The following is a 23,718-nucleotide window of genomic DNA, read 5'->3' as shown; positions in this document are numbered from 1 at the left end:
GGGATGACGCAGAACGGCTTGTTGCTGTTAAGCCTGATATTGATCCTGCTCAGTCTTGGGCTCTGGTGGTGGACGCGCCGGGCGCGGGTTCGGCAGCGCGTTGATGAGCGCCTGGGGCAGTCGCTGCGCCGCCGATCCAGAGGAGACCGGCTTTTGTCCCAGGGGCAGGATATGTGGCGGCGGCGATCACGTCAGCGCAAGCCCCTGGCGGAGCTTCCACTGCTGCTGCGCCAGGCCGGCTGTATTGGCCATCGAGCCCAGTTGATTGGGCTGCTGCAAATGGTACTCATCTGGCTTGGCATTGTTGGGCTGACACTGGGCTGGAGCCTGGGGCGCGACAACGAACTGGGCGAGACGGTGGTGATGCTGTTTCTGGCCGGCTGTGGCGGCGCCCTGGGCCTGCTGCGCTGGCTGCGCTTTCGTGTGGTGGCCCGAGCCGCGCGCATTGATGAAGAAATGCTGCTGGTACTGCAGGTGCTGCGCATTCTCTGGGATGTCGGCATGTCGATTGAAACCATGCTGCGCACCCTGACGCGGGAGCTTGAAGTGCTTGCGCCTGAGGCCGTCAAGGAACTGCGGGTGGTATTGGCCAAGATCGAATCGGGAGGGGCGCGGGAACAGGCGCTGGCGGATATAGCCCGACTGTCGACGTCGGAGGGATTTCAGGATCTGATGACATTGCTGACCCAGGTATCGGAAACCGGCGGCGGCATGTCCAGTTCGCTTGAGGCGCTGGCGGAACTGCTGCAGGACCGGCGCCGTACCGGGCTGCAGGAACGGGTTAGCAAGCTGTCGGGCCGGATGTCGGCGGTCATGATGTTGTTGATGTTTCCGGCGCTGTTGCTGGTGCTGGCAGGGCCGGGCTTTCTTGCTCTGGTAAAGGCGCTGGAAAATGTGGGGTAGGCGATGAAATTTTTAGGTTTGATACTGGCGCTGTCACTGGCTGGCTGCAGTGGTACGCCGGAGATGTTTTCCGCAGTTTCAGAACAGCAGACGGTGGAACCTTCCCGGGGGCTCTGTGGCGAACAGATTTCGGCAGAACTGGGGGTCAAGTTGTCGCTGATCAGGCAGCAGCAACAACAGGGGCAGTACTACGCGGCTCTGGCCAGTCTCGATGCGTTGCCGACCAAGAGTCCGACTTACCAGCTATTGCGGGCTGACACGCTGCGTGCGCTGGGGCGCTTTGATGAGGCTAGAACCCAGTACCAGGGCCTGACTGGTGGCTGCCTTGCCGGGCGGGCCTGGTATGGTCTGGGCCGGATTCACCTGCACAAGAGCGAGCTGGGCCAGGCTCTGGCGCGTTTTCAGCAGGCCCTGACGCAGATTCCCATGGAGGCCGACCTGCACAATGATGCCGGCTTTCTGTTGCTGGCCTCAGGCCAGGATAACGTGGCACGAACGCATTTTCTGACCGCACTGGAACTGAACAATCAGCACCGCCAGGCTGCGCGTAACCTCTGGTTTTTACTGCTAAAAGGCGGGGAAGTCAGTGCGGCGCAATCGTTGCAGCAACGCTTTGACTGGTCTGATCAGGAGCAGCAGCGTTTCAGCATTGCGGTCGCACATTTCAAACCGACTACCCTGGACGTTTCCGATGAATAAAGTATTGATTCTGACACTGCTGCTAAGCGGTGTGGCTGTAGCCCAGGAACAGGAAGCGGACCTGCAGGGGGAGGTCGGATCCCTGACGCGGCACTGGCTCGAACTGCAGCGCAGTGGCCAAATGGCGACGACTCAGCCGGATCGGCTGACGCCCGCGGCAGCGCAGAAGGTGACCGAGCGCATGGTTGAATCCTTCAGCCATCCGATACCGGAGTATTTCGCCGAGGATAGCTTCGGAGAAAAATGATGTATCGCCGTACCCAAAAGGGGGCTATTGGTCTCAGTGCCGTACTGCTGCTGCTGAGTGTTGTCATGCTGGCGGCGGTGGTTATCGATACCGCGCGGCTGTTTTTTGCCCAGCGCGAGCTGCAGACCCAGGCAGACCTGGCGGCACTGGCGATGTCGCGGGGCGTTTGTTACGTCGATGGCGTCAATGCCCGGGCAGCTCTGGAGGCCGAGGCCCAGGCAAATCTGGTACTGAATGGCTTTGACCTCGAACAGGGCTCGGCGGCCTTCACCTACGGTGGCGTCGGTATTGAGGACAGTCACTGGACGCTGGATACCGAGGGGGTGGATTATCAACCGGGCGCCCGGGTGAGTCTGACGCGCGCGCTGCCGGCGAGCCTGGTAGCCGGTGGTCTCTGGGGTGGTCAGGTACAGCTGGGCGCATCGGCGGCGGTGTACAAGCGCATGGCCGTGGGCTTTGGCATAGGCTCAGGGCTGCTGGATGTGGATCTGACCAACTCCCTGCTGGGGGCGCTGTTAGGTGGCGAGCTCAATGTGCTCAGCTACAACGGCCTGGCCAGTAGCCGCCTTAGTCTTGGAAGCCTGCTGGCGGCAATGGATGCCAATGGCCTGCTGGCGGCAGACCTGGCGGTGGGAACGGTCGATGAAGCGCTGGCGTCCAATATCGCGCTGGCGGACCTTGTCGAGGCCTCCATCGATGCACTGAATGCGCAGGGTACGGCTGATGTGGAGGCGATCGACGCGCTGACGGAACTGGAAAATGTCGCCCGGGTCGGTGGTCTTAGCCTGACCCTGTCGGACCTGCTGAGGCTGTCCACGGCGACGGATGAGGGCATGGGTGGTGAGATAGAGCGCGCTGCGCTGGCCACGGAGATTAATCTCTATGGGCTGGTCAGCGGGGCTGTTATGGCTTCCAACCAGAATCATTTTATTGAGGTTCCGGGGCTCGACGTTGACCTGGGTATCGCCGGGCTCAGTGTTGGGCTGACCATCATTGAGCCGCCGCAGTATACCTTCGGGTTGCTGCCGGCTGCAGCAGATGATGACTGGGTCGCCCAGGTCGAGACGGCGCAGGTCGAACTTGATGTCAAGGCGGCATTGTTGCCGGGAGGACTGAGCCTGGGCATTCCCCTGCTGCTCAACCTGTCGCTGAATCCGGGTACGCTCGGTATCCATGTGGATGTCGCCAAGGCCCGCACCCGGTTGCTGGATGCGCCGGTCTGCAATTGGAGCGCGCCGCAGTTGCAGCTCGAGTTCGAGACGGCGCCGTCGGTGGCGAACCTGACCGTTGGCGACGACCCCGAGCCGGAAATCGAAGCTAGCGTCAATGTGCTCGGGCTTTTTGGCAGCTTGTTGACCGTTGGTATCGATATCGAGGCCAGCGTACCGGAATCATCACAGTCGTCGATCGAGCATTCCTTCACGTTGGGTGGGGAAGCGCTACCTTCCGATCCTCCTGAAAGGGTAAATGCTCCGCTAGGGAAGACCTTGGATGCAACCCTGGATGAGATGACGTTGGATCTGAACGTAATACTGCTAGACGGTGCCTTGAATTCTTTGCTGGGTTTATCGCTGGATTATGTGCTGGATGAGGTACTTGGATTGGTGAAAGAGCCTGTACTGGATGTCGCCAAGCCTTTGGTGGTTACGCTAGTCGGTGACGTTGTCGAACCCCTGCTGCAGGCGCTGGGTATCACCGTGGGCTATGCCGATGTGATCGTTGAGTCCGTGGATATGGGCAAGAGCAACCTGATTGAATAGGCTGGGCAGTGCAGGGGGCTAAATGCTAGCAGCTTGTCGGACTTGACCGATCGTAGCGAGGGAAAGTCCGTTTTGAAGCAGTTTTTGGGCTCTTTTGAGGCGAATAGTGGTTCTATTTAACAAAAAAGAGCGCGAAAAATGGCCAAAATCGGCTTTTCCGCAGTAGATTAGCGTTAAGTTTGACAGGCTGCTAGGCTGCGCGCTTTCGGGCTGATACGGATTTCGATTTCCCATGGCGGATTTACTTGGCTGGCAGTATGCCCTTATCGGGCTGATTTTTGTCTGGAGCGGTTTTGTGCGCTCCGGCCTGGGCTTTGGTGGCGCTGTGCTGTCGCTGCCCTTCCTGCTGCTGATTCTGGACGAACCCCTAGTATTCCTGCCCCTGATCGCGGTGCATCTGCTGGTGTTCTCCAGCCTGATTGCTTGGCAGGGTTACCGCCGCAATCGGCGTGAGCCTGCGGCGGCGGGGGGCGGCAGTATTGACTGGCCCTATCTGAAAAGCTCGCTGAAAGTCATGATCATCCCCAAGCTGGTGGGTGTCTTCGGGCTGCTGACGCTGCCGGCGGAAATAATGACCAGCATTATTTTCGGTATCGTTATCGTCTATGCCGTCGGCTATGTGCTGGACCGGCCCTTTCGCAGCAACAACCCCTATGTGGACAAGCTGTTCCTGATGCTCGGGGGCTATGTCAGTGGCACCTCTTTGATAGGTGCGCCGCTTATAGTGGCGGTCTATGGCACCCACGTAGCCAAGCATCAGCTGCGCGATACGCTGTTCGTACTCTGGTTTATTCTGGTGGTCATCAAGATGACCTCTTTTCTGATCGCGGGAGTCGACCTGCAGCTGATTCACCATCTCTGGTTGCTGCCCTGTGCCTTTGTCGGTCATCTGATCGGCGAGCGTTTTCACCGGGCGCTGGTCACGGCCGAGACGCCGCTGTTCTTTCGCGTGCTGGGGGCGGTGCTGATTGTGGTCAGCCTGATGGGCATGGCGCGGGGTTTCGGGTTGCTGTGAACCGAGTACTGCCAGGCTAGAGAGTCAGATCGGCGGGCAGGGCCTGCTGGATGATCCGCCGGGCGTTGGGGATATCGTTGCCCAGCGCTCGCTGCCGCGCGGCGGGTTCAGCCAGGCCCTGATCGCGCCAGCGCTCTATTAGCCGTGCTTCCAGTATCGCAAGGGGTACGTCCAGTCGAATCGACAGATCCCAGTAGCTGCGCAGTTGCGACCAGGGTTGCTCGTCGAGCAGCAGATAGTTGCCTTCCACAATCAGGATAGAGTGCTCCGGGCCTATACGGGCGGCGCCGGCGATGGCGATATCGCGGTTGCGATCAAACAGCGGCACAAAGACTTCAGGCTCGGTGGCCAGGCGCTGGATCAGGTGAAGAAAACCACTGGCATCGAAGGTTTCGGGCGCACCCTTGCGCGATTGCAGTCCGCGCTGCTGCAGGATTGCGTTATCGAGATGAAAACCGTCCATGGGCACCAGCGCCGCGCACGGGTGTTGGGCATTAATTGCAGTCGTTAGTTGCTGCGCCAGCGTCGATTTTCCCGAGGCCGGAGCACCGCTCAGTGCAACCAGGGTGCGACGGCCTTGGGGGCTGATGGCAAGAATACGCTTAATGAGTGGCGCTAGGTCGGCGGGGGTTGTGGTCGGCATTGCTGGGCTCCGGTTTTTCCTGCTAGGCGCCAATCAGGTCGCGCCAGGCTTCGAGCACGGCCTTGAAGTCGTCCAGGCCACAGCCGGCCTGGAGTTCGTCATCGTAAAAACTCAGTTCTGCCAGCTCTTCATCCGGTGCCGACTCATCCAGAATATGTGCCCGTACCTGAGCTTCCTCCCGGGTCAGCCAGAGGCAGTATTCGATGCCGCTGAGTTCGAACTCCGGAATCTGGCGCTGCTGCAGCTGGTCAATGGTGTGCAGCAGGCTGTCCAGCTGTTGCCGGTTCTGGCCCAGCTCCTCGTTCAGCCAGCGGCCAAAGGCTTCGTGACCCATCGAAAATTCGGCAAAGTAGCGACCTATATCGTCGCGACCAAAGGTATATTCCACAAGTGTTCTCTGCGCAGATCAAAAGGCGTCATAGTACCCTGTTTGGCGGGCGCCGCGGTAATGGCAACGGGCCCTCTGCGGCCTCGGGCCAGACGGATCTGCACTAAGCTGAAGTCAGGATGGATAGCGGGCTGAGCGCCACTTTTTTTTGCGGGGATGATTATTTATGAATACACAGGAAGAGGTGGCGTTTTATTGCCCCTACTGTGGCGAGCGCATCAGTGTGCTGGTGGACTGCAGTGAGGCCGAGCAGCAATACGTGGAGGACTGTCAGGTGTGCTGCAGCCCCATGGTGCTGGATATCCAGGTGGATGACTCCGGCATGCCGACGGTGGATGCCAGGCCGGAGAATGAATAGTCGCCTTTAGCAGCCTTTGGCGATGCGCTGCAGTAGCTGCTCGAAAAGGTGCAGGTGCTGCTCCAGCTCGGGTGTTGCCTGGCGGGCAAGCAGTTCGGCGCCGCTAGCTGCAATGGCGCCGATCAGCATCAGGTTGTCGGCCATGTCGAAGCGCTCTATCGTCATGCCGTCTGTATCTGTATCCGTTGCTGAATCGCCCGGGGTGACCCGGTCGGCGTAGAGGCGCCCGTCCAGGCTGTACCCCCACACCGGCTTGCCCAGCCCGGTCATAAAACCCAGTTCAAACGCCGTGCCCGCATCCAGGCTTGGGCCGCGAAAGGGCGTCATATTGGCGGCCAGCAGATCCGCTTGTCGCATCAGGCTGATATTGGCGCGATAAATCGCCATGCCCGCCTCACGCGGCGCAAGACCATCCAGTTGCAGCGCGCTATCCAGCGGAAACAGACCCTCAAAACCGTAGCGCGCACAGAGCTCGACCTTGGCGGCGCCGGCTTCAAGCGCATTGGGCCAGAATACATCGGGCCCGGCGATGTAGATTTTGCGTACAGGCATGGGACTACCTTAAAAAGACGTGGTGTCTCTGTATGATGCCGTGTCTGTCCACTGGGTTAATAGCTAAACCTCGTCCAGCACGGCTCCGATGAAGGCGCGCTGTAAATCACCTGCGCTGGGAATAACCCAGGTGGGTGTCTCATAGGTAAAGGCGTTATCGGGTTTTTCCTGGTAACGGGCACTGGCCCGCGCGCCCAGTTCAACATCCAGCGGTAGCTCCTTGCGGGCGATGTTCAGACGTTCGGATTCCCACAGATCGATGGAGCCTATCAGGACATCCAGTTCAACGAAGATTCGGCCGCCCAGGTCGAGGTAAACGGTCGGGCTGACTACGGCATCAAGTCGGGCTGTGACCGCAAAGCCGTTTCGAACATTCCAGGAGGGTTGAACCACGGCGTCGAGTTCGCCGTTCAGCATGGCGCCCACACTGAGCTCGATCTCGCCCCCGCCGCGTATCACCAGCACCCGGGCCGAGAGGCCAACCAGCAGCGAGCCCTCCAGCCCCGCCTGCGCATCCATGTGCAAACGGGCGTTGCCTTCAACGCTGGTATCGTTTGGGTTATCAAAGTTGTAGAAAACGTCCAGCCGCACATCCTGCAGGGTGAAGGGGCTGGTTCTGACGTAGGCGTTGAGTGAGCCCCCCAGGCGCAGGGCGACATCGGCGACACCGATGGACGCCAGGGGGATGTCGACATCGAAGGAGGGGCGGCGACTGCGGGGCAGTTCCAGATCCGGTGTCTGCTCGTCGCTGAGAATTTCGATGTCTTCGGTCACCTCGACCCCACCGCGCAGGCTGATGCCGCCATCGCGGGCGAATTCCACGCCGGCGGTAGCGTCCAGCCAGGGTGTCAGTGCCAGGGTGACACTGCCGCTGCCGTAAAATACCAGGGCCTCGGTCGTCTGCCCCTCTACCGGGTTACCTTGTGCATCAATCGCCTGGTTGGTAACAGCCAGGCTAACGGTGCCGCTGGCGATATCGCGTTCGAATGCACTGCGCAGGCTGGCGGTGAAAATGCCATTCTCCAGGGCGCCGCTGAAGCGGGTTGCGGTCAAGCCCGGTATCCGTGAGGTATCCAGGTCCGCTTCTATAGCCCCGCCCAGGGTCCATAGGCCCTCGGCGCTTTTGGTGACCAGGATATTGACGGTAGCGCTGTTCAGGCCCGGAACCTCTCCGGTCAGCTCGACACCGCCCCTGACCTCGAGTCCGCGCTCTGCGCCATAGGCCAGATTGAGGGTGCCGCGGGACAGCCAGGGATAGCTGAAGCCCACGTCGCCGTTGCCGCTGAGCACGCCTTCTGCCCAGTTGACACTCAGGGTGCCGTCACTGACGCCCGGTATCAGACCCTCCTCAAAACCGACTTCGCCGCCAAAGCTCCAGGCGCCAGCGCGGTAACCCACGCTCAGGGTGGCCGGGTTGAACAGCGTCGACTCAAAGTTGAATTCACCGGTTGCGGCGAGTCCGGTGTCCGGCAGCAGGCTGGCGGTAATTTCGCCCTGGCCGACATTGTCGATGCCAAAGTTGACCCGCCCCTCAAGGCTCCAGTCATTGTCCAGGCTGTAGGAGGCCCGCAGACTGCACTCGTCCACCGAGAAGGGGGCCGGCAGGGCGATGTCTTCGGTGCTGAATTCCTTGAACACCGAAACGGTACCGTCTGCGAGGCTGATGCCGATGGCAGTGGACTCGCTGAAAAACGGCAGACTGACGTTGATATTGCCCTGGGCAACGATACCCCGATCGCCCGCCACCTCAATGTTATTGAAGGTGATGGGGCTGAAAAAATTGGCCTTGAGGTTGCCGATTGTGGTGCGCCATGAATCCTGCAATATTCCGCCGTAACGGGCGCCAATAAACCGGTTCAGGGGCAGATCCACCGGCTCTGTACTTTCGAAGACCTTGTCCCGCTGGGATACGTGCACGCGCAGGTAGCCGAAATCCGGGGTTTCCACCACGGATTCAGGGTCTGTGCGAAAGTATTTATGGGTAATAACCAGGGGCTTGAGCCAGTAGCGCTCGCGCCGCAGCCGGGAGGGGACTTCCTGCTCTGCTGTGGTGTCGCCACTCCAGCTGAACTCGCGACTTACGCCCCCGTTGGCGCGGGAAAAAATCCGCGCCAGGCCCGGTCCGCCAATTTTCGTCGGGTCCGCCGCCACCAGAGCCCGCAGGTGGGCACCGCTTTCGATGTCGGCTCGAATCCAGAAGTCCGAGTTGCCGACACTGGGCCCACCACGGCCAACGGCACCCTCGAACACCAGAGTGAAAGCACTTTTGATGTCCCGTTCAGTGTCACCATAAGCGCCCTCGGTGGCGCGGATAAAGCCGCTGATCTTGTCGCTGATGGCCGTGCGAACCATTTGTCCCGAGGTGGTATTGGCATTGCCCTCCAGCAGTTCGTAGTTTTCCAGTGCGTTGCCTTCGGGGCTGTGGGGCCAGTTCGCCAGTTGCAGTTCGACTATGTGGTCGACATGGAAGAAGCGCGGCTCCGCCCTTGGGTTTTTGCCACCCCAGGTAGGAATCAGAAATTCGCTGGCCAGGCTGTCCAGTGAGCCCGAGTAGTAGCGGTTCTGGCCGGCCCTGGTGCGGACTTCAAACACATGCTGGTCACCTTCTGGCATTTCCCCGGCATTGGCGGTTTTGAGCTTGCTTTCAAGTTCTGTACGGATAGTGCTTTTATCCAGCGAGGTCAGCCAGTTGTCCCGTTGGGCCGGATCGTTTTCGCCGCTGCGATCAACCCGTTCGCCCTGTCCCCGGCGCAGAGGCGACAGCGCCTGGTAGCGGGCGCGGCGATGACCACGGTTTTTAAACGCGGGCAGGGCGATGCTGGTCCAGGTAATAGTGCTGGCCGCGGTATCCACCAGCCCGGTGGTTTTATTGCCAGCGACAGGCAGAGGTGCGGCAGCTTGCTCGGGGGCCGGCTCTGAACCCGTGAGCTCGCGCTGGATCCGCTTGTGCTGCAGCGCTGCGCTGCCACGGCGTTGCTGTACTACGTGGGTCAATTCGTGGGCCAGCAACTGCTGTCCCGCCGTGGTATGGGGCTGATACTCACCGGGGCCAAAGAAAACGTCCTTGCCGGTGGTAAAGGCCCGGGCACCAAGGCCTGAGGCCAGGCGATGGGCGGAGGGGGAGTCGTGGATGCGCGTGTCGGTAAAGCGGGTGCCAAAGCGGGGCTCTAACAAACCCCGGGTGCTGGCCTGCAGGGGCTCACCGCCACCCCGTGAGGCTGTGATATCCCGCTCAATATTGTTGCTGATGTCGCCAACAGGCCCATCGGCGCTGGCCTGCAGCAATTCCTCGTCTTCCTCGTAGGTGGAGGCAGTCCCCTCCGGCATTCTCTGGATGGCGCCGGTGTCCAGCGCGCTGATATTGACCGCTTGCGGGCTGTCTGCCGTGACTCGCTGGGCGACCTGGTCCGCCTCTTTTTCGTAACGGTCGTTGGGCTGGCCAAGCTGCATTTTTGTCTGCAGGGCAGGGCCTTTTGCTGATCGGTTCAACAGCGCTTTGACTGCACTGGCCTGAGTGGCGCCACTGCTGCTACCGGGCGCCGTTTTGCGGGGCGAACGCTGGGTGTAGGTATGCATCAGTAAAACGCCTTGCCGTAATGGGCCACCAGCCAGTCGGTCAGCGTCCTGTCTTTTTTACTGTCGCCCAGCAGGGCGCCGTAGGATCTGATGGCGTCGTTGATCAATCTGTCGCTGGCCTTTTGGATCTCGGATGTGTCTTTGGGTGTCAGGGCCAGTTTGATGGAGGCTGAATGATCGCCCATATCACTGACCACTCTGGCGATGCTCTCCGCCAGCACAATATCCAGTTGCGTTACGGTTTCATGGCCTGGATTCTGGCGGTGCAGGCTGAGATGCAGTGCCTTTGAAATTTTCTTCAGTTGTGGCAGATCCTTTTTGAACTTGGCGTCCTTGGATGCCAGCAGGTCCTTGCGGTATTTGACCAGTGCAAATTGCACCTCAATGGCGCCATCGGCCAGATGAGCCGCTTCGTGCACCAGGGTGGCAACGGATTCCTTGCTGTGGGTCACTTTGGCCACACCGGGCTCCAGATGGATAACCTGGTCATCGAAGTCCGCCCAGCCGCCGAGGTAAAGTGCGGCGTCATCGCGGTTGTAGTCCGTATTGACGCTTTTATTGAGAGCCGCGCTGCTGTCGACAAACAGCTGCAGCCGGTCTCCCGCCTTTTTATAGTTGCCGGCGGCATCGGCCTGTTTGCTGCCGAATACCCGCGTGAGCATGGTTTTTGATGTCTGCGCCTGGCGGATGATCTTGATGGCCCATCGCATGACCGAGCGCAGTTTAGGCCTGTCCTTGTCCTTGATCCTGGCGTTGGTATCGAGCACAGACCTGTAGATGAGGGTGCGATCACTGCTATCTACCGCCGCCTCAAAGGCACTTTGATCGATGCTGCCGGGCGCTGGAAAAATGGCATCCACAATGGCGTCCAGAGAGTCTTTGCTTTTGAGCCTGTTGTCTTTGTTCAGGCGGATCAGGGTGGTCTTCACCAGCGCTTTCAACTCGGCCTGATCGATTCCCAGGGTTTTGCTTTGGGTAATGTCCCTGAGGTCGCTGAAGCGGGGCAGGCGGTAGCGCCGCCGCCCGCGCCCAAAATAGTGTTGATGCAGGTCCTTTGGAATATCGAGCGCGACACGGCCTGCGCGGGCGATACTGGCGGGCGCACTTGCCTGCTGCACGCTGAGCGGTGGCGTCGGCGCGGCGACTGTTGCACGACGCTGAATGCGCATGCCATCAAACCTCCCTCAATTTGGCCTTGGCCGCGGTGTTTATCTTCTTCGCGGTAGCTGCGTCTATGCCGGCCTGGACCAGTTTTGCGGTCGTCACCTTGGACAGTTCCTCCACGGTGCGAATATCCAGTTGGCGTAACATCGTATCCACTTCGGGTGAAACCTCGGCAATGCTCTTCACGGGCCTGTCCCTGGCAATATCCCGGTTTATTTCGGTGCGCATGGCCTTGATCTCTTCCAGATCGCTGCGCAGGGCGCTAACGCCGCTGGTCAGCTCGAGATTCTGTGCTGACATCTGTGCCAGCAATGCCTGCTGCTGATCCCGTTCAGTTCGGGCCTGTTCGAGCTGTTGTTCCAGTGCGGTGATTTCAGCTTTGGTCTGACTCTTGCGGGTTTCCAGCGCCTGCAAATCCTGGCTGGTTTTATCCAGTTCAAGTGCTGCCTTGCGGGCCTCCAGGGCTTCCAGTTCTGCTGTGGGCAGCCGGACGTCCAGCGGCGCTTTTTCTATGTGGTAGAACTGCACAATGCCGTCTTTTTCGATCAGGGTTACCTTGCTGCCGGGCTCGATAACCTGGGGTGTGGCGGTAAAGGCGTTGGCGTAGCTGCCGGAATAGCGTGCGTCATAGGTTTCGATGGCACCGACCTCGATGCCTCTTTTTTCGAACTCGGCTTTGGTTGTCGGGGTGTCGCTGCCGATATAGCTCTGTTTGGAAACCCCGGGCTCTGTGGTCTGGGCGCCTCTGGCCTGCTGCATACCGGCGTCCATAAGCGTCTTGCCGTAAAAATTCAGGGATGTTTTCTGTTGCTCCCACAGGGCTTTCATATCGGTGCGGTTGAAGCTTCTCTGGTTTTTCTTGATGCTGCCCGCGTCTGTCAGCGCTTTTTTATCACCCTGAGCATCAGCTTTTGGCTGTGGCAACAGCATTGCTCGCAAGGCGCCAAACAGATCCGGCAGCACCGCGCAGCAGAATTTAGAGATGCCCTGTTTCAACAGCTGCAGCACGGGAATGAGCGAGGCCCAGTATTCCACCGTAGGGAAGCTTTTGACGGTTTTGCGCTTGTCGAAATTGCACACCTTGTACACCTGCCCGCCGCGCACTTCCACGGTCGCCAGCCAGAGCTTGCTGTCGTCATCGCAGCTCGGGCACTTCACCAGCAGGTGATGGCAGAAACAGTCCTTCAGGTATTGCAGCACATTGGCAATCAGGCCCCAGAAGGCCAGCAGAATGGCGTAGCGATAGTTTTTCAGGGCCTGGTTGAATTCGAGTGTCGGTGCCAGCTCGGAAACGGCGGTTACGGTAATGGTCTTGCTGACAAAGTTGAGTGTGTAGATGGAGTCGGTTGCCGCGGAGGCGGCCATGTCCGCCGGACCCACCTGCACGGGAATACGCGCGCTTTCGGTGGGGCCGGCATCCCGGTCCAGCGGCTGGAGGCGGCATTCGTTTTCCACGGCCACCAGCAAAAGCTCACTGGGTGCATGCCAGCGGAGCCAAAGATCCGAGTTGCCAAGCCCGGTGCCGCCAATTTCCTTGAGACCGTCCGCGCCCAGGGGTAGCTGATAGGCGGATACCCGTTTGGCGGCACTGGCCGAAACCTGGGTAATGCAGTAAAGCCGTGCCCCTTGTTCGCCGTTATCGTCGCGGGCATCCGCCGGGCTCATGGCCAGGTTGCCACTGCCGAGCAAGCTTTGCCCCTGGGGATTGCGCAGTGGCGTAGTGACCTGGGGGCTGAGATTTTCCCCGCTGGTGTTGAGGTCGCACTGAACGATGTTCCGATAGTATCCATCGCTGGAGATTTCGTCGCTGGAGCCGCACCAGGCGGTCTGGCTTTCGGGGTCCAGCAGGAGTTGTCCTGTGGCGTTAAAACGGTAGAAAGGTGTTAACTGTGGTTTGGTGTCCGTGGCAATGACATCCGGCTCAACGCGGTACAGGCCTTTATCCTTGCCAATGGCATAGATCAGATCCTTGTCCCTGGGGGCCATGACCATGTCGGTCACCAAAATATCGCACAGGACGCTCGATTGCTGCCATTCATGGGTTGCGCCAATGAAGGCCGCACCAAAGAGGGTATCGGTGCTGCGCACCGCCGCACAGGCGTAGAGTTTGCTGCCATCGTTACTGAAGCAGAGCGCGGTGATTTCGGCGCCCTGGGCGGCGGGCATCTGCAGCACGTCCACCAGCTTGTTGGATGCCAGGTCAAAGCGGTGAATGCTGTTGTCCGTGCCACCAAAGCTGTAGAGATGCTTCTGATCCGGATGCATGAGGACACGGGTGTGATCGCCGCGACTGAATATAGTGTCGATTTGGTTCTCTTTGAAGGGGTAGGGTGGAAACTCCTCATCCTGGAACATGGCGCAGAAGGTGCGGCTGCGCAGCAGTGCCCGCAAGCGGTTATAGAACGCCAGCAAAATCTGGTGCTCGTGCAGGGATGTCCAGACAAAGTGACCGTGATTGCCGAATAAAAACCAGGCGACAAGATTGAAGACACTGATGGTTTTTCGTCTCTGGTCGGAGATGAGTATTCCTTTCTCGTCTTCGGCGGTTTCCAGCGCCTCATCGTCCTGAAAGCGTACTTCCTCGGACAGTGCCTCGATCAGGTCTTTGACGCAGTGCTGGTAAAAGTCGAGCAACAGGGTGCCATCAAGCCAGGCGTATTTTTTGTCCTTGCTCCAGGGTTCCAGCACGAATTGGGGCTCGGGGTCGCCTTTTGCGATGCGCAGGCAGAAGGTGCCGTCGCCGTCCACCAGTAACGCCTCGTCTTGCGCCTGTTCCAGCGCACTGATCATATCCAGTATCGGAACCTCTTGTGGCCCCTTCAGTACCAGGTCCTCGCCTTCGCAGCTGAGGGCGTAGCCCGGGGTGACGCAAACGGAACGGCGATCGCCGGCGCTGCCGCCAGCTTCGTCCGCCGCGTCGCTATGGTTCTGACAACACTCGGCAATCAGGCCGCAAACGATGCCCCAGCCGTGCAGGTGTTTGTTGTGCCACTTGAGATCCCGTTGCTGGCACAGGTGATCCAGCGCCTCCTGTACCGTGTCCACGTCGGGCATGTCGCAAACGCCGTTGTCGTAGCAGACGTCTTCTGCGTGTATATCGGTCAGGGGCGGGAATTCAAAACGCCGGCATTGCTCGCCCTCATAGAGGCTCAGTTCATCGCCCACCACAGACCCTATGGTCATGTAGTGGTGTTCTATGCCCTGTGGTAAGGCTGCGTCCAGCAACTGTGGATCCAGAGCATGCACCGATTCACGCACCGCCACCTGCCAGTAGTCTCCCGCCAGCAGTGCATTGTCTTCCAGCGCCAGTGTCAGCGTGATCGCATCCAGCACCAGGAGGACGGTGTCGCCGTTGGTCACCCGGCCGGGGCTGTTGGCGCCCAGTGTGGTGGAGAGTGCGACATTGCGATCGAAACCGCTGTCGAGCTGCCACTCGCCCGCTACCCGATCAAAGGCGGCAAAGCCGTCCCAGCGGCGCACCAGTGACAGGTTGGCGGGCTCTGATCCTGATGCGGGGAAGCCAGCTACCAGTTCGCCATAGGTCGGTGTAAAACCCGTGGCGAGATGTCTGCCGGGGTGTTTCTCCGAGGCAAAGCCGGTGTCGGCACCGCTGAAAAATTCGTAGCACCATGCAGCGCTGGCAAAGCCGGGCGGCAGGCTGTTCAGGCTATGCTGCTCGGCGCCGTTTTCCGAGGACCACTTCAGCAAGACCCGGGACGGCTGCCCGGCGGCATCGTACTCGACCTGATGTACTTCCACCCGGAACAGGTAATTGCCGATCTTTTCCTGCAGGGCCAGTTCCTCTGCACAGGGATCGCAAAGGTCGGGCTCAGTGCTGCCTTCGCGCAGTTCCAGGCTGAGCCTGGCAGTGCCGGTTTTGGGATTAATCAGCGGATCTTGCGGGTCTGTGTCGGTGCTGCACCATTTGAGCTGACACATGACCTGGCGCCGGGTGCAGGTGTCGGCCCCGTTAAGGGCAGGATCTATGAGGTCGATATCCTCAAGCGCAGTGACGCTGCGCTCCCAGACATCGAGATAAAGACGGTGGTCGCCAGGGGGAAGGGGACAGGCGGGGAAATCCGCCTGATTCTGAATGTTATCGATGCTGCCATCCGCCGGTGCGGCGTTTATTACCGCGGGCAGCAGTCGGGCACTGATCCCCTCGATAACAGCCTCCCCGTAATAGAGGCCTGCTGTGTCGGATGCATCACGCCGGACAATACCGCTGTTTCTAGGGGTGCCGGTCAATACGCTGTGCAACAGCGCCTGTCGCACACGCTCGCCATCAATAAGATTGAGTTCATTCCAGTCGGCGTCGGTGAGCATGCGGCCCATCTGCTGGAAGACGCCGTTGTAGCGTTTGGTGGCATCGAAACTAGTGCGCGACAGTTGAGTTTTCATGGTCGTTCCATCGTCAATTCATGGCAGTTGCAGCAGTTGCGGATCGGGTATCAAGACCGCGTGCCGTCCCATGGGTAGAAAATCATCCAGCTTCTCGACCACGGCTTCGAACAGCCGGGTCAGGTAATAATCGTGGTAGCAGCCGGGCTCGGTGCCGTCTTCGGCGGCGTGTTTTACAGCATCGGAGCTCGCCGGGTGCAACACGGCGCAGCTGCGCTCACCGAAGCGGGCGCTGAAGAACACCGGTGTTTCTGTGGTGCAGGCGTGCAGCCTGAGATCGCCGGTGGGGGTTGCAGCGGGTAGGGCGCAAAAGCGCAGGCAGCCCGCTTTGGGGGGCTTGGCACTGATGTGGTCGCGCTTGAGCGGGCCCAGGAAGATGCAGTCGGATGCCTGCAGATGTTCGGTGAAACAGGTTTCCAGCACCGTGCAATATTCCAGGCGACTCAGCGCCCGGGCGCCCTGCAGGTTTTTGAACAGGGTGTTACGGGCGTAAATCACCGGCTCCTCGAGATCAATGGCGTGGACTTCCACCCGCCGTACGGCGCAGTCGATAAACTCCACCCGACCGGCATCGAGTTCCAGGCTGTTGTCCAGTATCAGCCCCTCGAAGCGGACGCTGAGCGCGTCGGCAGGTCCGACACCGCTGTCCTGCTGCAATAATTTGATCAGCCGCCGGATGCGCACTGGCCTGAAGTCGTCCTGACCATAGGAACGGTTGCGATAAATCCGCAGCCCCGGTTGCTCGATGATTTCAATGTGTTCCAGAAAGGCGGCGCCGGGTTCCGGCTGCCACAGCACGGTGGTGATCGGTGGCTGGAAGAAGCCCGCAGGCGGCGCCGTGTAGAGTAGGATATTGGCGGGGTGGTGATGGCCGTTTTGCCAGTCGGGGTTGCGGATATCAACGGTGCGGCGGGAGACGTCATCGAAGGCGCCAGGATGACAGGGTGCGCCGTGTCGGCTGGCCTGGCGCCAGACATGGGTTAGGTCGTCTACCGTGCTCTGCTGGCTGCCGGGCCCTTGTTCTGCCTTGATGGCAGCGGATGGTCGTGCAATGTCCGGAGTGACCGCCGGGAGTCCTGGGTGCAGTGCTGCGAATGGGGGCGGTGCGTCCGGTGCATCGTCGGCGTAGCCGTAATAGCGCGCCGATACCAGGGGAATGTTCAGTCTCGGGGTAGTGGCGACCCGCTGCCAGCCTTCGTGAACCACAACTTCCAGGCCTGCGATGGACTCGGCAATCGCCTCCAGGGTTTGCAGGCTGCCTTTGCCCTGGCGCCAGGTCACGGCATTGGCGACTTCGGCGCGGCGACCCTCGGCGGTGGGTGACACCAGGCGGACATCGAACAGGTCGGCGAAATAGGGGATAAGCCAGTCCTGCAGGGGAATCTCGCCCTGTTCCGGCTCGGCGATAAAATTATCAGCCAGGCGCTGGCGCAGGCTGTGCTCTATCTGATCCAGCAGCTGGCCTGCACCTGCGAAGAGTTGCTGCAAATCGCCGCTGTCCCGAGTCCGGTACACTGTCGGAACACTGTTGTACAGGGCGGCAGCGGCCCCTTCCAGCTTATTGTGCGGCATCACAGACTCCACTCATGGCTGTTGATCGCAATTTGGGACAAGGCTGCATCCAGGTGCAGCAGTTGCTCCGGGCGCGCGCTAATGCGACGGATGGATGAATCCGCCGCCCGCACAACCCTGGCGGCGGTGGCGGCGTTGCCTGCGCCATCCAGCAGCAGGGAGGCGATAACCAGACTGCAATTGCTGACACCCTCGACAGATTCCACCGCCGCCATGAGCTGTGATCGGAACAGGGGCTCGCCGAGCTTGCGCTGACTCAGGGAAAAGGTTTCCAGCAGGGCGTTGCGCACGGCGTCGACCACAAGCTCAGGCTGAAAGGCGCGGCTGTCCACGGCCAGGCTGACGTCGACGGAAAATATCAGCGGTTGCCAGGGCGCAATGTCCACCTGAACCTGGGGCTCGGCCCGTTGCTGCAGGAAGGTCTGTACATCTTCTTTCAGGGTGCCGAGCTGCCCACCCCCTGCCGGCAGGATGACGACCCGGACAATCTCGCCGGGCCGTCCGTCTGGCGCTGGCCGAAAGGCCCGGGCCTGCCAGACACCGGCCTGGCTGATGGCCAGGTGCTGGAAATCCACCAGGGATACAGCGCGTCCCAGTGTCAGGGTGGATGCCGGCGCGTTGTCCCGCAGAGTTGTCGAATCTTCCCGGTCGTTGCCGCCACTGGCGGCCATGGGTTGCAGGAAATCGTCTATCCAGGGATGGGGGCTTAGGGCCTTGACGAGCGCGCCTGGCGCAAGGTTGCCCGCGAGACCCGCGCCGCGCCTGTAGCGGGCGCGCACATTGTTGTTGCCGGTGGGCAGGCGGCGGCCATGGCTGCCATCGCCAAAACAGAGGGTCACATTGCCGCCCTCCAGCTGGATAACCGCGTACTGGTGCTCTTCCGGGCCGGCACTGTCCAGGCTGTCCACCTGTTGCCATCGGCGTCCGCCGACCCAGACTTCCAGGTCTGCCCTGACGCCCTGAACAAAGGCGGGATCCGGGACATGACTGAGGTCGTCGACCTTGAGTTCGAAGCTCTGATTGCTACGGCTGGCATCGCCCGAGCCCAGTACTTTTTCCTTGGCGGATTCGCCGTGCCCGGCGGCAATAGCATTGCCATAAATGACCGTGTTCCAGGCGGCAAAGCCCTGCACGGGAGGATGCAGTCGAATCTTGCCCTGTGCGCGGTCAACCTGGGTGACCAGTGCCTGCTGGGCCTGTTCGCCATCACTGACGATGACCTTGCGGCCGGGTTTCAAAGTCTCTGGCAGCATCTGCAGGGTTATACTGTTATCCCCATCCTGAATGGGGTCTGTGTTGCGGTCGAAACCCGCAGGATGCAGTTGATGTTTGAAATGGCCGTGGATCAAGGCCGCGCCGCCGAGGGACGGCACCAGTTCAAGCAGCACCGAGTCCGCGCCGGCTTCCAGTGATTCGAGACGTGCGGCTGACAAGGCACCATCCTGGTCCTCGATCACCAGCAGGTCGCCGGTACTGAGGGATTCCGCCTTGCCACTGAGCTCCACCGATTGCTGGCTGGCATAGGACACCGGGCCCAGGGCTTGGTCAGCGGTGCTGTAATAGGCCAGGGCGGGCTCTTCAAGGTAGTCATAGAGGCCGCTGATGCTTGTCACCGCGGATTCATTGATAGGGTTTAAACCAGCATTAAAGAGGGCGCCGGAGTGGCGGTCGGAGGCAAGCGGCAGGATGATGCGATGCTCGTCGGCGCCGTTGATTGAGTAAAGCTGGCGCTGGGCTGCCAACCCGAGGAAAACCTGGGTGCCTGCTGCGGGGCCGTTGCGGTCGAGCAGCAGGCGGGAACCCTGGGATATCGCAACGCGTGCGGCCTGCCAGGTACTGCCATTGGCCCATATTAGTATTGAGTTATCCGCCACCGGAATAGAGCTGGGGGACAGGCTAATGACATTCTGGCCGGTAATTTTCGGCACTCTGCGTGAGCGGGCCGTCAGCCATAAAACAGCGTCAGCCAGCGGCGGGGCAGCGGGCCAACCGGGGGCCGGATTATGAAGCCGAAGCTGCAACGCGTCGATGCTTATATCCACAAGGCTCACCGCGACCATGCCATCTGCACAGCTCAGAACGCCGAGGTCCCCCACCGATGTGCCCTTAAGGGGGCCCGCCAGCGCAAAGGTAGTGATATCGGCGTTTTGCGCGAGCACTGCCGTTGAGCGGTTCCAGTTCTTCGCCTTCAGCTCGTTCAGGGTGGCATCGAGATCAAGCTCCTCCAGGGTTTCAAAGATCACCGGTGGGGAGCCATCGTCGGGCTTGGTTTTTACGCCAAAGCCTTTTTCCAGCAGGCCGCTGACATTGTCAGTCGCCAGCAAGACCAGCGCGGTGCTGGCGGATGGACTGGGTGCCGGCCGGTAATTGAGCAGAGCCACGAGTTTTCGCAGACTCTCCCATTCGGTGGCGGTGGCGAGAAAGGTTTCATTGCTGTTGGCATCTATATGCTCGGTCAGCACGTGGGCGGAGCGGGCCAGGGTGCGCATGATCTCCACAGGTAGTCTCGCCTGGGCCCGTGGTATTGCTGGCGCAGGCGCTCATTTTCAGTGTTTGCCGCGCTGAGAGATGCATCGATTTCGAGTTCGGGCCACTGTGCCTGTGCTCCGGAATTGAAGGCCTGCACCAATCCCTGGCGCAGGGTTTCGAGGTGGGTGATGGCATTGCCGTCCACGTAACGCAGCCGCGACAGGCCAGCGCGGTTCCAGCGGCTGAGGTCCGTTTGTTGCAGGCGGTCTTTCATCCCCTTTGTCCTCCCTGTAGCTTGATGCGCAAGCTGCCCCGCTCAGGCGCCCCCGGGAGGCTGTCGCAGATGGCGATTTCGATGCCCTCGAGTCGAATCAGGCCAGCGCCGGACTGGTCGGGCCAGCGCTGGCCGACCCGCTTGAAGCGGTTGAGACAGATCGCTTCGATGCCGTCGAGCGCCATGACCCGTTTCACTATGTCGCTGGCGTGAATGTCTTCCCCAAACTGCAGTCGGCCCGGTGCAAAAAAGTCTCGAATGCAGTCCTCCACCGCGTGGCGGATTTCGGATTGGTAGTAATTACTGGCGGCGCGCACCGCCAGAGAAATATCGATACCAATGCGTTCGGCGTCCCGCAGGAACACTTCCTGGCCCGCCATGCGCCAGTGGTCCAGCAACGGGCGCAACAGGGTGCGGGCGCTGATATCCGGCGCCCACTGGGGGGGCAGGATCTTGTTGGCGCGATGAAAGGCCTCAACCTCGTACTGAAATCTTGCAAAGGCGGGCCCGAGTTCAGCCGCCAGGGCGTCCAGATCCAGCGGGATGTCCTCAAGCAATGTCACCGCCACATCAATGCTTTGCCAGGAACCGGACCAGCGGCTGCTAGCCTCTGCCCGCAGCACCAGCGGATGTTCGGCGAGGTTGGCGTAATCCGGCAAGGTCACCATGCGTCTCTGGCGATGGAGCTGTTTGGGGCCATCGCGGCGGGCCTGGTCCATGGCGCTGGGGTACAGGGTCCAGAAGCGGTCCAGGGTGTAGCGGCGACAATGACGGACGAAGTCCGGTGCGCCGTCCAGCAAATCCTGCACGCTGTTCAGTACGCTGTTATCGGCCGTCTCGGGCGCTGATAAAAATGCCAGCACCCGTTGCTGATCCGAGGGGGGGCGTGGCTGCAGTGCCTCTTCGAGCTGTGGCCTCAAGGCCCGAAAGGCGGGTAAAAATGCCGTCAGCCGGCGCAGTCGAAGCTGCAGGGTTTCGTTAAAACCCGGTACGGCTTCGGGTATGGCCGCCTGGGTCGGAGCCTGTGCCACGGCGTCGTAACCTATCATGGATAGCAGTTTGCGGACGCTGCTCGGGCGCCGCGCCGTTTCCAGATAAGCTTCGGCCTGGCTGCGGTCCAGGCGATCTGAATACTGATCCAGCAGCACCGAGAATGCTTCGACCAGCACCACTTCCATGTCCGCCGGCGTCCAGCGCCTGCGCTCCGGGAAACGGGCGGCCAGTTCTTCCAGCATGGCGAGGCGAAAGCCATCGTAATCCCGCTGCAACCAGTCGAAATCGTCACCCAGGTGCGGCAGGGCGTCTGGCAGGACGACCTCGCGGTCGCCGCAGTCGCCACAGTGGTTGTGGAATTTCAGGTTCGATGCATTCGCCATCAGAGTGCTCCCCCTTCAGCAAAACGCAGCTTTTCGCTGTGGTTGATGGCGGCCAGGGTATAGGCGATGGTGATGATGAGTTTTTCGCCGTCGGGTTCGACGGAAACGTCCAGGCTTTGTGGCAGTACCTCGCCCTTGAGGGCGTCTATCAGGGCCGCGGTGAGCCGTTTGTTGGTGACCTCCGCCAGAGACTGATTATTGGGTTCGAAGATCAGCGCCCGCACACCTATGCCGAACTCCGGCCTGAACCAGCGCTCGCCGGGGTTGGTGAAGAGTATCTGCTCGATCTGTTCACGCACGTGCTGGCGGCGATCGCTGGTGACGCCGCCGCCCGCCGCAACCTTGAGCGGAAAGCGCAGGAAATCGTGCTTGTTCAGTTGTGTGCTCATGATGCTGTCGTCTTTAGGGTCATGACGGCGGGGGTGAGCGGCGGAATCGGTGGCCCTGAAGGGGCTCCCGGTGCGGTGCAGTTGTGTGTGTGGGAATTAAACAGCGAGAGGAAGGTCTGGGCCTTGATCAGGGCCTCCCCGCCGCTGCCGCCAACTGCGACCTGCTGGCCTTCAATGGTGATGCTGGTGCCCTTGATGGTGATCCCGGCGGCCGCCATCTCGGTGCTGTTGCCGTTACTGTCCCTGATCACAGTGCCGCTGCTGTCCATGGTGATGCTGTTGCCCGAGGCGTCGGTCAATTCCACCCGGTTGTTTTCCGCATCCAGGTGTAACAGGGCACCGCTGGCATCGGTCCAGTTAACGCTGCCCTGGGGGCTGACGGTCAGCTCGGTGCCCGCCGGATGGGTCAGGCGGAAGCTTTCTTCGCCGCTGGTATCGTCGAACTCCATGACATGGCCGGAGGACGTGGCGAACAGACGTTTCTCCGGGGGTGCGCTATGGGCACTGGTGCCCGGCTGCCAGAAGGTGCCGACCCAGATGGCCTGGTCGATATTGCCGGCTTCGAATTCGACCCAGACCTGGGCATCGATGTCGGGAATGCTGTAACAGCCCTGGCCGTCGAGGCCTCCGAAGGGCAGGCAGGGCAGGGCCCAGTTGGAGGTCTGGTTGCCAAGCACCGAGGGCACGAGCAGCTTCAGGCGGCCGCGGTATTCCGGGTCCTGGTTGTCGACCACCAGGCCCCTGTGTTTGCCGAAGACCTGATGCTGGGCATCTGTTGCCAGTCGTTGCAGTACGTCGTCCATCACAGCACCCCCGCCAGAACGCTGGCTGCTGCTGATTGCTCGTCGCCATAGGCGTTGCGCAGCAGTTTGAAGCTGACCCTGTAGCCGTTGCTGTCAAAGCGGTGGGTGCAAGCGTCCACGTACCAGCGGCCGCTGTAGCGCTCACCCGTGCCGTCGATAAGCACCGGCTCGCCGATGCGCAGGACATTGGCGTAACGGCTGCCATCCAGCTCCCCTGAGCCCTTGATGCGCATGGCGGCCCTGTTGGCGGCAGCCTGGGCGCTGACACGGGCTTGTTCATCCGATACCCGGCCGGTCCGCGGTACCTGCCAGGTAAAATCCCCTGCAGCCTCGCTGGTGGCCGGGCGGGTACCCAGCAAGGTGTTGTCGGGCGCAACGGTTTCCTCTTCTGGCTGGGTGCCGGTTTCTGCTGCCAGCTGGTACAGCACCTGATCGGGCTGGTGGCCGTCGTCGTCAACGGAGAAACTGATGCAGTTGGTGTCTGGGCCGGCATAGACCAGTACCGCGGGCTGAGGCTCCAGGTCGAGGCGCATGGGGCCAATGTAGAGGGCGTCTTCGAGAAAAATCATGTCGTTGCCGTTGGTGTCGGCCCGCTGCTTGAGGAAGCGCAGGTCGGTGGCGTTCTGGTTGAGGTTCTGGATGGGAAACACCGGGCCCTGGTAATTGATGGCCTGGCCGCTGCGCCTGGCGATGGCGCTGCTGATCTGGCTGTCATCGGTGGTGGCGTCATCCTCGGCCCAGACCTGGTTGATGTGGGTTCTGTCCAGCAAGAGCGAGGCGTCCTGGCATTCCACGGTGAGCTTGGCGGCGCCCTGGTCCTCGGGGCATTCCAGTTTGACCTGGCGGATGTAGCCGGCCATCAGGTACTGCTCCTGAGCGCCGAACACCGCCTTGATGTGAATTTCCCGCCAGGGCTTGATGCGCTCGTCGTCCGCCAGGGTCCAGTTGCCGTCCTCAATGCGGCGGGTGTCGAATTCCAGTTTGGCGGTGGTCCAGCTGCTGCGATCGGCATCGACCTCGACCAGCGCCAGGGCCGGGTAGAGGTCGTCGATTTCGCTGTTGTCGATAAGAACCCGGCATTCAGCCGGCCCCAGGGTGCTGCCGCCCAGCAGGTCTATGAGTGACATGG

19 protein-coding genes are annotated in these 23,718 nt (G+C 60.7%); 6 read left to right on the top strand and 13 right to left on the bottom strand.

Annotation, left to right across the window (positions count from 1 at the left end):
- Window positions 1-3: 3 nt before the first annotated feature.
- The 5 genes from A8C75_RS20060 to A8C75_RS20040 all read left to right on the top strand — a co-directional run bounded on the left by A8C75_RS20060 (window position 4) and on the right by A8C75_RS20040 (window position 4,624).
- Entirely contained in the window at window positions 4-903 is a 900-nt protein-coding gene (locus A8C75_RS20060) for a type II secretion system F family protein (RefSeq protein WP_084784177.1), read from the top strand.
- A 3-nt stretch (window positions 904-906) separates the two neighbouring features.
- The gene (locus tag A8C75_RS20055) at window positions 907-1,602 is read left to right on the top strand and encodes a tetratricopeptide repeat protein (RefSeq protein ID WP_067386138.1); all 696 of its coding nucleotides are present in this window, start codon (window positions 907-909) and stop codon (window positions 1,600-1,602) included.
- Complete coding sequence (locus A8C75_RS20050; protein WP_067386137.1) at window positions 1,595-1,849, top strand: DUF3613 domain-containing protein; 255 nt, start codon at window positions 1,595-1,597, stop codon at window positions 1,847-1,849. Before A8C75_RS20055 ends, A8C75_RS20050 begins: the two co-directional genes overlap by 8 nt.
- Complete coding sequence (locus A8C75_RS20045) at window positions 1,846-3,609, top strand: pilus assembly protein TadG-related protein (RefSeq protein WP_120785218.1); 1,764 nt, start codon at window positions 1,846-1,848, stop codon at window positions 3,607-3,609. The genes A8C75_RS20050 and A8C75_RS20045 overlap by 4 nt, the downstream gene beginning before the upstream one ends.
- 232 nt (window positions 3,610-3,841) lie before the next feature.
- Window positions 3,842-4,624, top strand: coding sequence for a TSUP family transporter (locus A8C75_RS20040; RefSeq protein WP_067386135.1), 783 nt, complete (start codon window positions 3,842-3,844; stop codon window positions 4,622-4,624).
- A gap of 16 nt (window positions 4,625-4,640) precedes the next feature.
- Here A8C75_RS20040 and A8C75_RS20035 read toward each other — a convergent pair whose 3' ends face one another.
- Together A8C75_RS20035 and A8C75_RS20030 are read right to left on the bottom strand one after the other, a co-directional pair.
- A complete protein-coding gene (locus tag A8C75_RS20035) occupies window positions 4,641-5,267 on the bottom strand; it encodes a nucleoside triphosphate hydrolase (protein ID WP_067386134.1) in 627 nt (208 codons plus the stop codon).
- A 22-nt stretch (window positions 5,268-5,289) separates the two neighbouring features.
- On the bottom strand, window positions 5,290-5,655 hold the full coding sequence (locus A8C75_RS20030; RefSeq protein ID WP_067386133.1) for a YacL family protein: 366 nt from the start codon (window positions 5,653-5,655) through the stop codon (window positions 5,290-5,292).
- Between the two features lie 166 nt (window positions 5,656-5,821).
- On the opposite strand from A8C75_RS20030, the gene A8C75_RS20025 reads away from it, so the two are divergent.
- Window positions 5,822-6,013, top strand: coding sequence for a CPXCG motif-containing cysteine-rich protein (locus tag A8C75_RS20025; RefSeq protein WP_067386132.1), 192 nt, complete (start codon window positions 5,822-5,824; stop codon window positions 6,011-6,013).
- Between the two features lie 6 nt (window positions 6,014-6,019).
- On the opposite strand, the gene A8C75_RS20020 is transcribed toward A8C75_RS20025, so the two are convergent.
- The 11 genes from A8C75_RS20020 to A8C75_RS19970 all read right to left on the bottom strand — a co-directional run bounded on the left by A8C75_RS20020 (window position 6,020) and on the right by A8C75_RS19970 (window position 23,716).
- Window positions 6,020-6,565: a nucleoside 2-deoxyribosyltransferase gene (locus A8C75_RS20020; RefSeq protein WP_067386131.1), complete on the bottom strand. Its 546-nt coding sequence runs from the start codon at window positions 6,563-6,565 to the stop codon at window positions 6,020-6,022.
- A 63-nt stretch (window positions 6,566-6,628) separates the two neighbouring features.
- Window positions 6,629-10,141: an eCIS core domain-containing protein gene (locus A8C75_RS20015; protein WP_067386130.1), complete on the bottom strand. Its 3,513-nt coding sequence runs from the start codon at window positions 10,139-10,141 to the stop codon at window positions 6,629-6,631.
- Window positions 10,141-11,310 carry a BTB/POZ domain-containing protein gene (locus tag A8C75_RS20010; RefSeq protein WP_067386129.1) on the bottom strand — a complete coding sequence of 390 codons (1,170 nt, stop codon included), beginning with the start codon at window positions 11,308-11,310 and terminating at the stop codon, window positions 10,141-10,143. Before A8C75_RS20010 ends, A8C75_RS20015 begins: the two co-directional genes overlap by 1 nt.
- Window positions 11,311-11,314: 4 nt before the next feature.
- The gene (locus tag A8C75_RS20005) at window positions 11,315-15,706 is read right to left on the bottom strand and encodes a DUF6519 domain-containing protein (RefSeq protein WP_067386128.1); all 4,392 of its coding nucleotides are present in this window, start codon (window positions 15,704-15,706) and stop codon (window positions 11,315-11,317) included.
- Window positions 15,707-15,724: 18 nt separating this feature from the next.
- Entirely contained in the window at window positions 15,725-17,278 is a 1,554-nt protein-coding gene (locus tag A8C75_RS20000) for a hypothetical protein (protein ID WP_067386127.1), read from the bottom strand.
- A complete protein-coding gene (locus A8C75_RS19995) occupies window positions 17,278-19,776 on the bottom strand; it encodes a baseplate J/gp47 family protein (RefSeq protein WP_157890339.1) in 2,499 nt (832 codons plus the stop codon). Before A8C75_RS19995 ends, A8C75_RS20000 begins: the two co-directional genes overlap by 1 nt.
- Window positions 19,734-20,021: a hypothetical protein gene (locus tag A8C75_RS19990; RefSeq protein ID WP_067386125.1), complete on the bottom strand. Its 288-nt coding sequence runs from the start codon at window positions 20,019-20,021 to the stop codon at window positions 19,734-19,736. The genes A8C75_RS19995 and A8C75_RS19990 overlap by 43 nt, the downstream gene beginning before the upstream one ends.
- A complete protein-coding gene (locus A8C75_RS23835; RefSeq protein ID WP_067386124.1) occupies window positions 20,018-21,397 on the bottom strand; it encodes a baseplate J/gp47 family protein in 1,380 nt (459 codons plus the stop codon). The genes A8C75_RS19990 and A8C75_RS23835 overlap by 4 nt, the downstream gene beginning before the upstream one ends.
- Window positions 21,397-21,786, bottom strand: a complete 390-nt coding sequence (locus A8C75_RS19980; RefSeq protein WP_067386123.1) for a GPW/gp25 family protein — start codon at window positions 21,784-21,786, stop codon at window positions 21,397-21,399. Before A8C75_RS19980 ends, A8C75_RS23835 begins: the two co-directional genes overlap by 1 nt.
- Window positions 21,783-22,589 (bottom strand): phage baseplate assembly protein V, encoded by an 807-nt coding sequence (locus A8C75_RS19975; protein ID WP_067386122.1) that lies wholly within the window; start codon window positions 22,587-22,589, stop codon window positions 21,783-21,785. Before A8C75_RS19975 ends, A8C75_RS19980 begins: the two co-directional genes overlap by 4 nt.
- A complete protein-coding gene (locus A8C75_RS19970; RefSeq protein ID WP_067386121.1) occupies window positions 22,589-23,716 on the bottom strand; it encodes a phage late control D family protein in 1,128 nt (375 codons plus the stop codon). Before A8C75_RS19970 ends, A8C75_RS19975 begins: the two co-directional genes overlap by 1 nt.
- Window positions 23,717-23,718 lie beyond the last annotated feature (2 nt).

Origin of the sequence: Marinobacterium aestuarii, assembly GCF_001651805.1 — a bacterium.
Taxonomy (GTDB): Bacteria; Pseudomonadota; Gammaproteobacteria; order Pseudomonadales; family Balneatricaceae; genus Marinobacterium_A; species Marinobacterium_A aestuarii.
This window is presented reverse-complemented; position numbering and strand designations above follow the sequence as displayed.

Bases quoted from the DNA above. Each gene is read 5' to 3' on its own strand.
- A8C75_RS20050 (WP_067386137.1), top strand. From the start codon at position 1,595: ATGAATAAAGTATTGATTCTGACACTGCTGCTAAGCGGTGTGGCTGTA.
- A8C75_RS20035 (WP_067386134.1), bottom strand. From the start codon at position 5,267: ATGCCGACCACAACCCCCGCCGACCTAGCGCCACTCATTAAGCGTATT.
- A8C75_RS20010 (WP_067386129.1), bottom strand. From the start codon at position 11,310: ATGCGCATTCAGCGTCGTGCAACAGTCGCCGCGCCGACGCCACCGCTC.
- A8C75_RS19970 (WP_067386121.1), bottom strand. From the start codon at position 23,716: ATGTCACTCATAGACCTGCTGGGCGGCAGCACCCTGGGGCCGGCTGAA.
- A8C75_RS19990 (WP_067386125.1), bottom strand. From the start codon at position 20,021: ATGAAAGACCGCCTGCAACAAACGGACCTCAGCCGCTGGAACCGCGCT.
- A8C75_RS19980 (WP_067386123.1), bottom strand. From the start codon at position 21,786: ATGAGCACACAACTGAACAAGCACGATTTCCTGCGCTTTCCGCTCAAG.
- A8C75_RS20060 (WP_084784177.1), top strand. From the start codon at position 4: ATGACGCAGAACGGCTTGTTGCTGTTAAGCCTGATATTGATCCTGCTC.
- A8C75_RS20020 (WP_067386131.1), bottom strand. From the start codon at position 6,565: ATGCCTGTACGCAAAATCTACATCGCCGGGCCCGATGTATTCTGGCCC.
- A8C75_RS20040 (WP_067386135.1), top strand. From the start codon at position 3,842: ATGGCGGATTTACTTGGCTGGCAGTATGCCCTTATCGGGCTGATTTTT.
- A8C75_RS20055 (WP_067386138.1), top strand. From the start codon at position 907: ATGAAATTTTTAGGTTTGATACTGGCGCTGTCACTGGCTGGCTGCAGT.
- A8C75_RS19975 (WP_067386122.1), bottom strand. From the start codon at position 22,589: ATGGACGACGTACTGCAACGACTGGCAACAGATGCCCAGCATCAGGTC.
- A8C75_RS20025 (WP_067386132.1), top strand. From the start codon at position 5,822: ATGAATACACAGGAAGAGGTGGCGTTTTATTGCCCCTACTGTGGCGAG.
- A8C75_RS20015 (WP_067386130.1), bottom strand. From the start codon at position 10,141: ATGCATACCTACACCCAGCGTTCGCCCCGCAAAACGGCGCCCGGTAGC.
- A8C75_RS20000 (WP_067386127.1), bottom strand. From the start codon at position 17,278: ATGCCGCACAATAAGCTGGAAGGGGCCGCTGCCGCCCTGTACAACAGT.
- A8C75_RS20005 (WP_067386128.1), bottom strand. From the start codon at position 15,706: ATGAAAACTCAACTGTCGCGCACTAGTTTCGATGCCACCAAACGCTAC.
- A8C75_RS23835 (WP_067386124.1), bottom strand. From the start codon at position 21,397: ATGGCGAATGCATCGAACCTGAAATTCCACAACCACTGTGGCGACTGC.
- A8C75_RS20045 (WP_120785218.1), top strand. From the start codon at position 1,846: ATGATGTATCGCCGTACCCAAAAGGGGGCTATTGGTCTCAGTGCCGTA.